14 protein-coding genes and 1 tRNA gene are annotated in these 13,025 nt (G+C 66.0%); 5 read left to right on the forward strand and 10 right to left on the reverse strand.

The window, feature by feature from the left end:
- Nucleotides 1-4 precede the first annotated feature (4 nt).
- Complete coding sequence (locus BBTA_RS11070; RefSeq protein WP_012042573.1) at nt 5-889, reverse strand: folate-binding protein YgfZ; 885 nt, start codon at nt 887-889, stop codon at nt 5-7.
- Nucleotides 890-1,087: 198 nt separating this feature from the next.
- On the opposite strand from BBTA_RS11070, the gene BBTA_RS11075 reads away from it, so the two are divergent.
- On the forward strand, nt 1,088-2,422 hold the full coding sequence (locus tag BBTA_RS11075) for a dihydroorotase (protein WP_012042574.1): 1,335 nt from the start codon (nt 1,088-1,090) through the stop codon (nt 2,420-2,422).
- A 112-nt stretch (nt 2,423-2,534) separates the two neighbouring features.
- Here BBTA_RS11075 and BBTA_RS11080 read toward each other — a convergent pair whose 3' ends face one another.
- The 5 genes from BBTA_RS11080 to BBTA_RS11100 all read right to left on the reverse strand — a co-directional run bounded on the left by BBTA_RS11080 (nt 2,535) and on the right by BBTA_RS11100 (nt 5,780).
- Nucleotides 2,535-3,059 (reverse strand): protein phosphatase CheZ, encoded by a 525-nt coding sequence (locus BBTA_RS11080; protein WP_012042575.1) that lies wholly within the window; start codon nt 3,057-3,059, stop codon nt 2,535-2,537.
- Nucleotides 3,060-3,787: 728 nt separating this feature from the next.
- A complete protein-coding gene (locus BBTA_RS11085; RefSeq protein WP_012042576.1) occupies nt 3,788-4,054 on the reverse strand; it encodes a hypothetical protein in 267 nt (88 codons plus the stop codon).
- 151 nt (nt 4,055-4,205) lie between these two features.
- On the reverse strand, nt 4,206-4,604 hold the full coding sequence (locus BBTA_RS11090; protein WP_041751373.1) for a TIGR02301 family protein: 399 nt from the start codon (nt 4,602-4,604) through the stop codon (nt 4,206-4,208).
- Between the two features lie 134 nt (nt 4,605-4,738).
- Entirely contained in the window at nt 4,739-5,158 is a 420-nt protein-coding gene (locus tag BBTA_RS11095; RefSeq protein ID WP_012042578.1) for an NUDIX hydrolase, read from the reverse strand.
- A gap of 67 nt (nt 5,159-5,225) precedes the next feature.
- Nucleotides 5,226-5,780, reverse strand: a complete 555-nt coding sequence (locus tag BBTA_RS11100) for a hypothetical protein (RefSeq protein WP_041750553.1) — start codon at nt 5,778-5,780, stop codon at nt 5,226-5,228.
- Nucleotides 5,781-5,842: 62 nt separating this feature from the next.
- On the opposite strand from BBTA_RS11100, the gene BBTA_RS11105 reads away from it, so the two are divergent.
- On the forward strand, nt 5,843-6,613 hold the full coding sequence (locus BBTA_RS11105) for an SOS response-associated peptidase (protein ID WP_083780634.1): 771 nt from the start codon (nt 5,843-5,845) through the stop codon (nt 6,611-6,613).
- A gap of 83 nt (nt 6,614-6,696) precedes the next feature.
- Here the strand turns inward: BBTA_RS11105 and BBTA_RS11110 are convergent, their stop codons facing one another.
- Genes BBTA_RS11110 through BBTA_RS11125 form a run of 4 tightly spaced genes read right to left on the reverse strand, consistent with a single transcriptional unit; the run spans nt 6,697 to nt 10,206 of the window.
- The gene (locus tag BBTA_RS11110; protein ID WP_012042581.1) at nt 6,697-7,278 is read right to left on the reverse strand and encodes an NUDIX domain-containing protein; all 582 of its coding nucleotides are present in this window, start codon (nt 7,276-7,278) and stop codon (nt 6,697-6,699) included.
- Between the two features lie 9 nt (nt 7,279-7,287).
- Nucleotides 7,288-7,743 carry a GNAT family acetyltransferase gene (locus BBTA_RS11115; RefSeq protein WP_012042582.1) on the reverse strand — a complete coding sequence of 152 codons (456 nt, stop codon included), beginning with the start codon at nt 7,741-7,743 and terminating at the stop codon, nt 7,288-7,290.
- A 15-nt stretch (nt 7,744-7,758) separates the two neighbouring features.
- The gene (locus BBTA_RS11120; protein WP_012042583.1) at nt 7,759-9,186 is read right to left on the reverse strand and encodes an FAD-binding oxidoreductase; all 1,428 of its coding nucleotides are present in this window, start codon (nt 9,184-9,186) and stop codon (nt 7,759-7,761) included.
- Between the two features lie 18 nt (nt 9,187-9,204).
- The gene (locus BBTA_RS11125) at nt 9,205-10,206 is read right to left on the reverse strand and encodes an L-threonylcarbamoyladenylate synthase (protein ID WP_012042584.1); all 1,002 of its coding nucleotides are present in this window, start codon (nt 10,204-10,206) and stop codon (nt 9,205-9,207) included.
- A 230-nt stretch (nt 10,207-10,436) separates the two neighbouring features.
- Between BBTA_RS11125 and BBTA_RS11130 the strand changes: the two genes are divergently transcribed.
- The 3 genes from BBTA_RS11130 to BBTA_RS11140 all read left to right on the forward strand — a co-directional run bounded on the left by BBTA_RS11130 (nt 10,437) and on the right by BBTA_RS11140 (nt 12,988).
- Nucleotides 10,437-10,513 (forward strand) — tRNA-Pro (locus BBTA_RS11130).
- A gap of 244 nt (nt 10,514-10,757) precedes the next feature.
- Nucleotides 10,758-11,264, forward strand: a complete 507-nt coding sequence (locus BBTA_RS11135) for a MarR family winged helix-turn-helix transcriptional regulator (RefSeq protein ID WP_012042585.1) — start codon at nt 10,758-10,760, stop codon at nt 11,262-11,264.
- A gap of 107 nt (nt 11,265-11,371) precedes the next feature.
- On the forward strand, nt 11,372-12,988 hold the full coding sequence (locus tag BBTA_RS11140; protein WP_244424465.1) for an FAD-dependent monooxygenase: 1,617 nt from the start codon (nt 11,372-11,374) through the stop codon (nt 12,986-12,988).
- Nucleotides 12,989-13,025 lie beyond the last annotated feature (37 nt).

Genomic DNA, 13,025 nt, shown 5'->3' on the forward strand with positions numbered 1-13,025 from the left:
GCGCTCAGGCGACCGTCTGCTTCGGCGCGCCCTGCAGGGCCTCGAGATCCGCAACACGCAAGGTGAGCCCGCCCGCCGTCAGCGGCGTGCCGGCTTCCATCGCCTCGGTGGCGCGGTCGATGCGCAGCAGCGCCATGCCTTTCTGCTGCGACGCCGAGCCCATGGTGCCGACACTTTTCTCGCCGGCGAGGATCGGCGTGCCGGGCTCGGGGCTCGGCCCGTCGAGCAGCACCTTGGCCGTCCGCGTCCGCGTGGTGCCGCGATGATGCATGCGGCTCACGACCTCCTGGCCGACATAGCAGCCCTTGCCAATGTCGACGCCGTGCAGCCGGTCCATGTTGGTCTCGTGCGGGAAGGCATCGCCATACATGAAGTCGAGCCCGCCGCGCGGCACCGCGCAGTCGATGCGATGCGCTTCATAGGCGTCGGCCGTCACGACCTCGGCGCCGAGCCCTCCGGCGATGTCCTGAAGCGCTCCCTGTGACGCAATGACGCGCGCGCCGAGGCTCTCGTGACGCGGATCGGTGAAGCTCGGCTCCGGCGTGGCGCCTACGGCGCCGTCCCAGACCGCGATCACGCCGAGCTGGTCGGAGAGATTGCTGACCGCGACCTTGGCGCGGAGCTTGTAGACGTTGAGCTTGTCGGTGAGCGCCTGCGCCAGCGCGCGGGGAACGTCGAGCAGGAAGCGCTCGCCGCCGTTGCTCGCCGGCACCTGGGTGACCAGGAAATCGACGATGATCTTGCCCTGCGGCGTCAGCAGCGCGCCGAATCGGGCCTCGCCCGGATGCAGCTTGCTGACGTCGGTGGTGAAGAGCCCGTTGAGGAACTTGCGTGCATCGTCGCCGCTGACCTGGACCACGCCCCGGTCGTCGAGAAACGTCGCTTTCATTCGAAAAACCTCTTGCGACAGGCCGCACTGAAACGTAAGCCGCCCTGGCATAAACCACAAGGCTGAAACGCCCCCACGCGGTGGCTTCATTCTAAAGATCAAGGCGGGCGCTGCCGTACAGGCCAGTAAATGGGCAGGCGCGCAGCATGATCGATCTGTCTTGGGGTGGTGAGGAGAATGAAATCCTATGAGGGCTTCATGAGCGCGCGCTTCGACGTGATTCTGAAATCCGGCACCGTGGTCAATCAGGATGGCGAGGGCGTCCGCGACATCGGCATTTCAGCCGGCCGCATCGTCGAGATCGGCGATCTCGGCACGGCTTCCGCCGCCGAGATCATCGACTGCAAAGGCCTGCACGTGCTGCCCGGCGTGATCGACACCCAGGTGCATTTCCGCGAGCCTGGCCTCACGCACAAGGAAGATCTCGAGACCGGCTCGCGCAGCGCCGTGATGGGCGGCGTCACCGCCGTGTTCGAGATGCCCAACACCAATCCGCTGACGGTGACCGAGGAGGCGTTCACGGCAAAGGTCGAAGCGGGCCGGCGTCGCATGCATTGCGACTTCGCCTTCTTCATCGGCGGCACCCGCGAGAATGTCGAGCAACTGCCGGTGCTGGAGCGCGCCGAAGGCTGCGCGGGTGTGAAAGTGTTCGTCGGCTCCTCCACCGGCTCGCTGCTGGTCGAGGACGATGACAGCCTGCGCCGCATCTTCCAGGTGATCCGCCGCCGCGCCGCGTTCCATGCCGAGGACGAATACCGCCTCAACGAGCGCAAGGGCCTGCGCGTCGAGAACGATCCGCGCTCGCATCCGGTGTGGCGCGACGAGGAGGCGGCGCTGCGCGCCACGCAACGCCTCGTCAATCTCGCGCACGAGACCGGCAAGCGCATCCACGTGCTGCACATCTCGACCAAGGAAGAGATCGTGTATTTGCGCGACCACAAGGACGTCGCCACCGTCGAGGCGACGCCGCATCACCTCACCTTGGCGGCGCCCGAGTGCTACGAGCGGCTCGGCACCTACGCGCAGATGAATCCGCCGGTGCGCTCGGCCGACCATCGCGACGTGATCTGGTGGGGCGTGCATCAAGGCATCGTCGACATCCTGGGCTCCGACCACGCCCCGCACACGGCCGAGGAGAAGGCCAAGACCTATCCCGCTTCGCCGTCCGGCATGACCGGCGTGCAGACGCTGGTGCCGATCATGCTCGACCATGTCAACGCCGGCCGGCTGTCGCTGCAGCGCTTCGTCGACCTCACCAGCGCCGGCCCCGCCCGCATCTACAACATCGCCCGCAAGGGCCGCATCGCCGCCGGCTATGACGCCGATCTGACGATCGTCGATCTCAAGCGCAGCGAAACCATCACCAACAAATGGGTCGCCTCGAAAGCTAGCTGGACGCCCTATGACGGCGTGCGCGTGACGGGCTGGCCGGTCGGCACGTTCGTGCGCGGCCAGCGCGTGATGTGGCAAGGTGAACTGCTGACGCCGTCGACGGGCGAACCGGTGCGGTTCATGGAGACGCTGCGGCCATAGTGGCGCTGCGCGTCAATTTGCTCCGTCATTGGGAGCGCGCGCTCTGACGCAGAGCGGGCGTCACGCTTCCCATGACCAGCGTCTGATCGTTGGCTGCGCTATTCGGGGCAGTTCACCCGAACAGCTTGTCGATGTCGTCCTGGGAGATCGCCACGCCCGGTCGCTTCGGGCCTTCCAGCAAGTCCGGCGTCGTGCTCTTTGGGGCAGCAAGCTCGGCGGCCACCCGCGCCAGTTCCTCTTTGCCCCAGATGCGGACCAACTTGTTGATGTGGTCCTCCATGAACTTCAGCGACTTGACCACGCGCGTGATCCGCTGCCCGGTGAGGTCCTGAAACGCGCAAGCCTCGAACACCTTGTTGGTGCTGTCGACGATCTCGTCGCAGACCGCTGCGGTCTTCGGGTCCTTGACGTCCTGCAGCTTCCCGACGCTGGCGCTGATCGCCTCCATGCTCTCGAGGATCGCGTTGCCGGCGACTTCCGTATTTTCCACGATCGCGTCGAGGGTGTCGGTCATCGACGCGAAGCTGCCCTTGCCGTCGCCTTGAAGAGCCGCGAGTTCGCGCCGCATGCTGCTAATCTGGCCGAACATCTCGACCAGGTAAGTTTTCAGCAACCTTTCTTCTTCCGGCGCAATCATCAGAAATCCCCGACTATTCTTTCAACGTTTCCGTGATGGAGGCTTCACGAGACAGTTGCAAACTCCGGCCTGCTCGTCTGCGATGGATATTCCGATTTCGATGCGGCGGTGACCAGGTCGCAGCACGGTGATCGAGATCGAGCGGGACCTCGAAACAGTGCTTCGTCATCGTAGCTGAACATTACCTAATTATTTGTCTGTGACGGTGCCCGTTCCGGGCAATTGTCGTTAGCTCGATGGTTCCGCCTTCGAAGGGGACGTGAAGGCCGTTCCTATATTTTGCGCCGCGAAATGAGTTGATCGGCTCCGCCCAGCCCGTCGGACGAATCAGCGTGCGATTTGTTTGTCAGGCGGACGCTCTCGGCCGCGGCAACGCCAGAAGGCGAAGCCGGCCTGGATCAGCGCGTTTGAGACGTGGGGTGGGCAAGGCAGCCGCCCGCAGGGCGGTCGCGGGCCCACCGTCGAGAGGCAGGCTCGGAGCACGATGGTGGGCACGGCGCGCGCGACAGCGTCGCATCAAACCATCAACATGGGCGCGCCTTTGCCCAGCCGACGCATCGCGACTCATGATGAGCGCTGAGGCCGGGGCTCGCAGATGTTGCCTCAGCCACTGCTGTCATCGCCGCGAAAGCAGGGATCCCGTACTCACTGGCAGTCGTGATGAACCGAGAGGTCACGGCGTACCGGATGCCGGCTTTCGCTGGCATGACGGCTGTTTTGGAGCCGTCTTACTGCGTTGCCCGCGACAGCGAGAATTCGCCGTTGCGGACGCGCTCCGGCATGCCTTCGACGAAGGTCGCCACGGCGTCCTCGCCATAGGTGCTGACGAGCTCGGCGAGCGCGGCAAACAGGCTGGCCTGCGCCAGGCAGTCGCCATCGACGCCGTCATGGCGCGCTTCCGCCCAGGCTTCGTTGAGGTAGCTGAGCGCGGCCTGCTTCTGCTCATGGTCGGGCAAGGCGGCGGGAAGGACGCTGAAGGTGACGGGATAGCTCATTGAATTCAGTCTGGCGGGGCCGCAAGGCGCGTGGAATTCCGAACGCGGGCGCGCCGGACGAATGAGGTTTACCACGCAGGGCGCGGACGCCTAGGCCAGTTCTTTAGGAAAGGTTAACAAGGTTAACACAATCGTGGATAACGCGATCGGCTCAGTTGGCGTAGCGCGCCGTGAGATCGCGCGAAATCTTCGAGCCTTCGTCGATATAGCGCCGGATCGCGACCATCGCCGCCGGCGTGCAGGTCCGGTAGGTCTGCTGGAAGCCGTTATAGCCGCGGTTGAAGCCGGCGATCATGCGGGCGCGGCGGTCCCCCGCCGGCGTCTCCGCGTCGATCAGCGCCTGCATCTGGTTGCGCCATTTGGCGCCTTCATTGCTGCCGCAGATGCCGCGAAGGTAATGCAGGGTGCCGAGGATCTCGGCCAGACGCTGCAGATCGCCATCGAACGGCGCAGCCGCGTCCTGTGCGCGCGCCGGGACGGCGGCGCAAGCCGCGGCGAGCATCAGGAGGGCGAACAGGCGCTTGGCGAAGATCGGAAACACCGGGGTCATATGCCTCTGTGCGGTGGCGGACGCAAGGCGGGCCTGGAGCATGATCCGGAGACGGGGAAACCGGTTTTCCGAAACGACCATGCTCCGACAAAGAGGAAAGATCATGATGCGTTTCCGTCGAAACGCATCATGATCTAGAGCAGCGCCCGGGCGGCGGCAATGACCTCGGGCAGTCCGTCGGTGAGCTGCAGGCCGTCCAGGGCCGTGGGAACGCGCCACTGGGCGTCGTCCAGCTCATGGTTGAGCCGGGGCTCGCCTTCCTCCCAGTGCGCGGCGAATGGCAGGATGACGTAATGGCCGCCGCTCCCCGCAGGCGGCAACACCTCGCGCCAGCCGGCGAGGCCGATGACGGCGATCCTGAGCCCTGTCTCCTCCAGGACCTCGCGCGCGACAGCCTCGTGCAGGCTTTCGCCGAATTCCACCCGGCCCCCCGGCAAGGTATAGACGCCCCGGGCGGGGGACCGCGCCCGGCGCACCAGCAGGATCTTGCCCTGCCGGAAGATTGCGGCGCTGACGGCGAGCTGGGGATGGCGCGGAGGTGCGGGGTCGTTCATCGCAAGGCGGCTCCATGAGGGGGCACCGTAACGTGAAGACCGTCGCTCCGCAGCTCCGTTCTGCGGATCAGAAGCTCGCCATGATGGCGTCGACGGCGTCGACCTCATCGACTTCCGCCACCGGTTCCGGATCGAACTCGATGTCGCCATTGATGATGCCGCCGGCCTGCGACACCAACGGCTTGACCCAGCCTGCGGCCTGCTCGGCAAGCTTGGCCTTGGTGGCGTCCTGCTTGGCCTCGCGCATGGCGCTGCCGACCGCCAGCAGGATGTCGGTCATGGTCTTCGTGATATGGTCGAATTTGTCGCGAATTGACGGATCGGCCTGCTCATAGGCCTCGATGACGAGATCTCGGGCCTTGAAATTGGTGTGCGTGAAGTGTTCTGGATAGGTCAGCGGCGACCACGCCAGAAAATCCTCGGCGCATTCCGGAATGTCGGGAATCATTTCGAGCAGCATCACGGCTTCGTTGAAATGATTCAGATAGTCGGTGGCGAGGCCGGTGCGTGGGTTGATGTTGGCAGCACGCAGGATCGCGGCGCGCGCCGGATCAATGGCGCTGCCCGCCGGTCGTTGGGTCGTGCGATCGGAAGGCACGGATTGGGTCGCCGCTGCAGTCATCGGCTGCAGTGTTCGCAACCGGAGTTAAAAGGTGCTGAACACACGACGATTTGAGTGAGATTATGTGTGGACGTTTCGTGATCACTTCACCTCCGGCAGCGCTCCGGCAAATCTTCGGCTACGAGGAGCAACCGAACTTTCCGCCGCGCCACAACATCGCGCCAACGCAGCCGATTCCCGTAATTTTGCTGGATCAGGACATCAGGCATTTTCGCCTGATGCGCTGGGGCTTCATGCCGGCGTGGGTCAAGGATCCCCGTAGTTTCACGCTCCTGATCAATGCGCGTTCGGAGACCGTACGCGAGAAGCCCGCGTTCAAGAATGCGATACGGCGGCGGCGCGTTCTTGTGCCCGCCGATGGATATTACGAGTGGCAACTGATCGATGGTCGCAAGCGGCCATTCTTCATTCATCGTCGTGATCGCGCGCCGCTGGGGTTTGCGGCGCTCGCGGAAACCTGGATGGGACCCAATGGCGAGGAGGTCGATACGGTCGCGATCGTCACCGCGGCGGCAAGTTCCGATCTCGCGGCGTTGCATCACCGTGTTCCCGTGACGATCAGGCCGAACGATTTCTCGCTCTGGCTCGACTGCCGCGCGGATGATGCCGACGACGTGATGCATCTGATGGTCGCGCCCGAATTGGGCGAGTTCGCCTGGTACGAGGTGTCGACGCGCGTCAACGCGGTCGCCAACGACGATGAGCAATTATTGCTGCCGATGACCGACGAGATGCGCGCCGCTGAAGACGCGCAGCGCAAACCGGCAAAGAAGGTTGTGTCTAGAAAAAATACAACCTCTGCCGCCGATGATGGGCAGGGGAGCCTGTTCTGAGGCGGATGCATTGTGGACCACTGGGTCCTCCGCTGTCGCGGAGGAGCAGAGCGTAGACCATCACGTCCAGACCGGGATGCGGCCTATGTGAAGATCCTCAGCGCCGCGTGCTGCAGCAGCATGATCGTCTTGGCGTCCTGGATGCGGCCATCGGTGATCATCGCCAGCGCGTCGTCGAGGGCAAGCTCCAGCACCTCGATCTCCTCGCCCTCATGCGCCAGCCCGCCGCCGGCGCTCACGCGCATCTGCGGCTCGTAGGCGGCGACGAAGAAGTGGATCTTCTCGGTGACGACGCCCGGACTCATGAACGCCTCGAACACGAATTGCACGTCGTGCAGCCGGAACCCGGTTTCCTCCTCGGCCTCGAGGCGGATGCGCTCCTCCGGCGAGGCATCATCGAGCAGCCCCGCGGCGGCCTCGATGAGGAGATCGTCGTAGCCGTTGACGAAGGCGGGGTAGCGGAACTGCTTGACCAGGATCACGCTGCGCTGGGCGAGATTGTAGGGCAGGATCGCCGCCGCATTGCCGCGGTCGAACACGTCGCGGCTCTGCATCTGCCAGCTGCCGTCGTCGCGTCGCCATTCGAACTTGGTTGAAGTCAGCGTACCATAGTGATCGGAGAGCACGCGCGTCTCGTGCACGCGGATGCGGTTCGAGATGCTCATGCTGAACCTCTATTTCATTCCGGGAGTCGGCGGGCGGCCGTCGAGCCATTTCGAGAACACCACGCTGTCCTGCACCGCATAATCGAGCGTCTGGTAGAACGCCTGCACCTTCGTATTGTCGCCGCGCACCATCAGCATCAGCTTGGCGATGCCGCGGGCGCGCAGCCAGTCCTCAGCGGCAGCCATGATGGCGCGGCCCAGGTCGCGGCCGCGATGATCGGGATCGACGCTGACGTAATAGACCCAGCCGCGATGGCCGTCATGGCCGACCATCGCGGACGCCGCGATGGCGCCGCCGACGCGGCCGACCAGGACGGTGGCATTGTCGCCGCGGCGGGCGAGCGCGATGTCGGCAGCCGGATCGTTCCACGGCCGCGTCAGCCCGCAGCGCTGCCACAGCGCGATGATGGCGGGCACGTCGGCATCGGTGATGTCGGAGATCACGAGAAGAGGGGCGGTGTCCATGAGTGCGCTGAGACCCTAGAGAACCTTGCCGGGGTTCATGATCCCCAGCGGATCGAACTGCGCCTTGATGGCGCGCATCAGCGCGATCGCAGTCGGATCCTTGACGTCCGGCAACTCGTCGCGCTTGAGCACGCCGATGCCGTGCTCGGCGGAGATCGAGCCGCCCATCCGCAGCACGATTTCGAACACGACCGCATTCACCTCGTGCCAGCGCGCGAGATAATCGGCGGTGTCGGCGCCGATCGGCTGGCTGACATTGTAGTGGATGTTGCCGTCGCCGAGATGGCCGAACGGCACCGGACGCGCGCCGGGCACCGTCTTGACGACAGCCTCATTAGCCTCGGCGATGAAGGCCGGCACCGCCGCGACGGGGACCGAGATGTCGTGCTTGATCGAGCCGCCCTCCGGCTTCTGCGCCCAGGAGATGTCCTCGCGCAGCTTCCAGAACGCCATGCGTTGGGCGAGGTTGTCGGCGATGACGGCGTCGTCGACGATGCCGGATTCGAAGCCCTGCTCGAGGATGCTCTCGAGCGTCGCGCGGGCATCGTCACGCGACGACGATAGTTCCATCAGGACGAACCATGGATGCGGGCTGGACAGCGGCGCACGGTTGCCCGCGACATGGCGAATCGAGAAGTCGAGCGCGATCTGGGCGATCAGCTCGAAGCTGGTCAGGCTGCCCGCGGCCTCGGCTTGCGCGATCGCAAGCAGCTTGAGCGCATCCTCCGGCGATTTCAGCCCGACAAACGCGGTCTCGATCGCGCGCGGCTTCGGAAACAGCTTCAGGCTCGCCGCGGTGATGATGCCGAGCGTGCCCTCGGCGCCGATGAAGAGGTTGCGCAGGTCGTAGCCGGTGTTGTCCTTCTTGAGCTTGGAGAGCGCGTTGAGCACGCGCCCGTCCGCCAGCACGACCTCCAGCCCGAGCGCCATCTCGCGCGCCACGCCATAGGCGAGCGCGGCGGTGCCGCCGGCATTGGTGGAGAGATTGCCGCCGATGGTGCAGCTGCCCTCGGCGCCGAGCGACAGCGGGAACAGCCGGTCCACCTCCGCGGCCTTCTGCTGCGCCACCTGCAGCACGACGCCGGCCTCGGCGATCATCGTGTTCGACGCGGTGTCGACATCGCGAATCTTGTCCATGCGCTTCAAGGACACCACGACCTCGCCATTGTGTGGCGTCTGGCCGCCGACCAGACCGGTGTTGCCGCCCTGCGGCACCAGCGCGATGCGATGTTCGCTGGCGAGCCGGCAGATCGCCGCGACCTCGGCGGTCGAGCCCGGGCGCAGCACCAACGGCGAGCGGCCGTGGAACAGGTTGCGCTCCTCGGTGACGTAAGGCGCGACGTCGGTCTCCGTTGTCAGCGCCTGGCGCTCGCCGACGATGGCGGCGAATTGCGCGATCAGTTCGGGGGACAGCGGCGGCAAAGCTGGCTGGCTGATGTTCATCGTGGGTCGTTTCCAGTGTTATCGCGGCGCGGCGGCGCGGCGCAGCCGGTCGTTGATGGCCTCGCCCAGCCCGTCATCCGGGATCGGCATCACGGCGATGCTGCGCGCCCCCTTGGCGTCGAGGCTGCGAAGATAGCCGAAAAGATGCGTCGCCGCCTCCGCCGGATCGCCGGACGGCGACAGGTTCAGCATGGCCGCGGCGTCGGCCGCCCCGGGGATCGCCACCGGGCCGAACGCGAGCAGCGCTTCGTCCGGCGCGACCTCCGTCGCGGCGAGGCGCACCGCAGCGCGCGGGGCGTAATGCGAGGCGAGCATGCCCGGCGCCAGCGGCTGCTCGGAGGCCTGCGCCTCGGCGGCGGCAGCTCGGGCCAAAGGGCGGCCGAGCACCGCCTCGATCGCCTCGCGCGGGACGCCGCCCGGGCGCAGCAAAGTGGGTTCGTCAAAGCAGCCGATGATGGTCGATTCGACGCCGACCTCGACCGCGCCGCCATCCAGGATCAGGTCGATCCGGCCGTCCAGGTCCGCCGCGACATGCGCCGCCATGGTCGGTGACACATGTCCGGAGATGTTGGCCGAGGGCGCCACCACGGCGCCGCCGAAGGCCGCGAGCAGCGCGCGCGCAACCGGATGCGCGGGCACGCGAATCGCAACTGTATCGAGCCCGGCCGTGGCGAGATCGGCCACCGGACACCCCTCCGCCTGCGGCAGCACCAGGGTCAGCGGTCCGGGCCAGAACGCCTGGGCGAGGCGTTCCGCAACGGCATCGAAGCGGCCGATCCGGCGCGCCGCGGCGACGTCGGCCACATGGGCGATCAAAGGATTGAAGGCCGGCCGGCCCTTGGCCTGGTAGAGCCGGGTGATCGCCGCGGCGTTGCTGGCATCGGCGCCGAGCCCATAGACGGTCTCGGTCGGGAACGCCACCAGCCCGCCACGCGCGAACACGGCCGCGGCGGCGGCGATTCCGGTCGCGTCGGCGGGCAGGATCCTGGTCTCGATCGCGATGGTCTCGGGCGCGGGCATCAAGGGAGCTGGATGATGGTGATTTTGCTGTCCGGCTATAGCGGGCGGAGCGGTTCGAATGAAGCGCGCAAATGCGGCGCTGGGCTGCGCCCGCGCCAGGTCCTTCCCTCAAAGTCTCGACGCCTCAAGCAGTTAACCCATCGTCCTGACATCGGCAATTTCGATGCGATTTCCTGCCTCGTGTGCCTTGCGGAGATGGAAACCCGAGGCTATAAGCCGGCTTCCCAAGTCGGAGCGTGGCTCAGCCCGGTAGAGCACTGCGTTCGGGACGCAGGGGTCGCAGGTTCGAATCCTGCCGCTCCGACCATTCTTTCAGGCACAAGCGTTTTGCTATCCCGGTGCCTCGATCTTTCCCGCGATCAGATCGGTTCTCGTCCAGCGCCGCGGCGACGTGCCTGTGCGCGCGGATTGCGGAATTTGCCAAGTCCTGGTCCGAGCTTGATGTGCGAGGCCGGTCCGGCGCGGCCGTATGATTCTCGCGGATTTTCCGACCGTATGATCTTTCGCTGCTACGCTGAACCCGCGCGGCGATGAAACAAGGTGATCCCGAGATGACGGCGCGACATTCACCGAAGGCACGTCCGGCCAAGCCGACGGCGGCCGCATGGCGTCACGCCAATGTCGGCCGGCTGCTCAACAATGCGGTGCGCCGGTTCGAGTCGCGGGTTCTCGAACTCATGGCGGCCAGCGGTCACGGCGCGACGCGCATCGCCCATGTCAGCCTCACCCGCAATCTCGACGTCGACGGCACGCGGCTGACCGAGCTTGCGCGCCGCGCCTCGATGAGCAAGCAGGCGATGGGCGAGCTGGTCGACCAATGCGCGGAGCTCGGGCTGGTCGCGCGCGAGGTCGATCCGCAGGACGGGCGTGCGCGCATCGTGCGCTTCACGCCGGCCGGCATGAAATGGCTTCAGGCATTCGGCGATGCCGTCGACGTGGCCGAGGCGGAGATGCGCAAGGAGCTCGGCAAGGCAGCGATGGAAGCGATCGTCGAGGGCCTGTCGGCCTATGGTGCGCGCTTCGATACGCTGGGTCCGTCAGATAGTCAGGTTACTTGACTATTTGACCGGACGCTGTAGCGTCCCTTGAACACCAGGGGAACAGCGCCGTGGCGCCACGATCGACCACCTCCGTCCTGATCGTGGGCGGCGGGCCCTGCGGGTTGATGCTCGCCAACGAGCTCGGCCGCCGCGGCGTGTCCACCATTCTGATCGATGAGAAGCCGGGCACGGCTTTCAACCCCCAGGCCAATGCGACCCAGGCGCGAACGATGGAGCACTACCGCCGGCTCGGTTTCGCCGACGAGATCCGACGCGCCGGCCTGCCGTCCGGCTATCCGACCGACGTTGCCTATTTCACCCGCTACGCGACCTATGAGCTCGCGCGATTCCAGCTGCCGTCGGCCGCGCGCGCCACCAAGTTGGTCAAGGAGCTGTCCGGGTCGTGGAGCGCGGCCGAGTTGCCACATCGCGTGTCGCAGAAATTTGTCGAGGCGATCCTGCGCAGGCACGCGGCGCAGCTCCCGGGCGTTCAGCTGCATTACGGTCATCGATTGATCGGCTATCGGGCCGACGAGGACGGCATCGTAGCGGAGGTCGAACGCCTCGGTGACCGCGCGCGCTTCGAGATCTGCGCATCCTTCGTGGTGGGAGCCGACGGTCCGCGTTCGACGGTCCGTCAATCCCTGGGCATCTCCTATGGCGGCACCACCGGCGTGCAACGTGATTTCATGGGCGGCCGCATGCTCGCGGTCTATGTCCGCTCGCCCGAATTCTACGCAAGCGTTCCGCATGCCCGCGCCTGGATGTATGTCTGCTTCAACGGCGATCGCCGGGCGTTCATGGCTGCCGTGAACGGGCACGACGAGTTCGCCTTCCATACCCAGTTGCGGCCGGGCGAGGATGAGAGCGCAATCACTTCGGCCGATGCGCGAGCGGCGTTTCAGCGCGCATGCGGCGCGGCCATTCCGTGCGAGGTGCTCTCGCATCTGACCTGGACCGCAGGCCACGCGCTCGTTGCCGAGAGCATGCAGCGCGGCCGGGTGTTTCTCGGTGGCGACGCCGCGCACCTGTTCACGCCGACCGGCGGGCTCGGCTACAACACTGCGATCGAGGACGCGGTCAATCTCGGCTGGAAGCTCGCCAGCGTCGTCAAGGGCGTCAGTCCGCTGCGGCTGCTCGACAGCTACCAAGCCGAGCGCCGTCCGCTGGCGTTGCGGAACACTGACTACGCGCGACGCTTCGCCGACTCGCTCGGCCTGTTCGCGGCCGCGCCCGAGATCGAAGACGCGACGGAGGCGGGGGCCGAGGCGCGCCGCAGCGCCGGCGTCTATCTTGATCAGCATGCGCGCGCCGAGTTCAACATCCCCGGTATCACCTTCGGCGGCCGCTACGATGGCTCGCCGATCATTGTCTCCGACGGCTCTGTGCCGCCCCCCGATGCAGCCAATGTCTATGTGCCGAGCGCCTGTCCAGGGGGCCGCGCACCGCACGTCTGGCTGCAGCACGACGTGTCGCTGTACGATCGCTTCGGCTTTGAATGGACGCTGCTGAGGTTCGAAGGCTGCGACGTCGACGAGGATCGGCTGCATGACGACGCGAGGTCGCTTCGCGCTGAGTTGACGATCGTGACCTTGCCGCGCGCCTTGCGCGAGCTCTATGAAGCCGATCTCGCCTTGATCCGTCCCGATCAGGTCGTGGCTTGGCGTGGCAGCGCGGCGCAGGCCGATCAGTTCGGGCGCGTGCTGGCGCTGGCCCTCGGGCAAGATGTGACCGCTCGCTGAAGCGCCCGCGGTCGCCGCGCGCTGCCCGCCGACGCGA

It is taken from the genome of Bradyrhizobium sp. BTAi1, assembly GCF_000015165.1.
Classification (GTDB): domain Bacteria; phylum Pseudomonadota; class Alphaproteobacteria; order Rhizobiales; family Xanthobacteraceae; genus Bradyrhizobium; species Bradyrhizobium denitrificans.

Excerpts from the sequence above, each read along its gene's own strand:
- BBTA_RS11135 (WP_012042585.1), top strand. The coding sequence starts at position 10,758 with ATGACGGCGCGACATTCACCGAAGGCACGTCCGGCCAAGCCGACGGCG.
- BBTA_RS11100 (WP_041750553.1), bottom strand. The coding sequence starts at position 5,780 with ATGACTGCAGCGGCGACCCAATCCGTGCCTTCCGATCGCACGACCCAA.
- BBTA_RS11085 (WP_012042576.1), bottom strand. The coding sequence starts at position 4,054 with ATGAGCTATCCCGTCACCTTCAGCGTCCTTCCCGCCGCCTTGCCCGAC.
- BBTA_RS11090 (WP_041751373.1), bottom strand. The coding sequence starts at position 4,604 with ATGACCCCGGTGTTTCCGATCTTCGCCAAGCGCCTGTTCGCCCTCCTG.
- BBTA_RS11115 (WP_012042582.1), bottom strand. The coding sequence starts at position 7,743 with ATGGACACCGCCCCTCTTCTCGTGATCTCCGACATCACCGATGCCGAC.
- BBTA_RS11095 (WP_012042578.1), bottom strand. The coding sequence starts at position 5,158 with ATGAACGACCCCGCACCTCCGCGCCATCCCCAGCTCGCCGTCAGCGCC.
- BBTA_RS11080 (WP_012042575.1), bottom strand. The coding sequence starts at position 3,059 with ATGATTGCGCCGGAAGAAGAAAGGTTGCTGAAAACTTACCTGGTCGAG.
- BBTA_RS11075 (WP_012042574.1), top strand. The coding sequence starts at position 1,088 with ATGAGCGCGCGCTTCGACGTGATTCTGAAATCCGGCACCGTGGTCAAT.
- BBTA_RS11070 (WP_012042573.1), bottom strand. The coding sequence starts at position 889 with ATGAAAGCGACGTTTCTCGACGACCGGGGCGTGGTCCAGGTCAGCGGC.
- BBTA_RS11120 (WP_012042583.1), bottom strand. The coding sequence starts at position 9,186 with ATGAACATCAGCCAGCCAGCTTTGCCGCCGCTGTCCCCCGAACTGATC.
- BBTA_RS11125 (WP_012042584.1), bottom strand. The coding sequence starts at position 10,206 with ATGCCCGCGCCCGAGACCATCGCGATCGAGACCAGGATCCTGCCCGCC.
- BBTA_RS11105 (WP_083780634.1), top strand. The coding sequence starts at position 5,843 with ATGTGTGGACGTTTCGTGATCACTTCACCTCCGGCAGCGCTCCGGCAA.
- BBTA_RS11110 (WP_012042581.1), bottom strand. The coding sequence starts at position 7,278 with ATGAGCATCTCGAACCGCATCCGCGTGCACGAGACGCGCGTGCTCTCC.
- BBTA_RS11140 (WP_244424465.1), top strand. The coding sequence starts at position 11,372 with ATGCTCGCCAACGAGCTCGGCCGCCGCGGCGTGTCCACCATTCTGATC.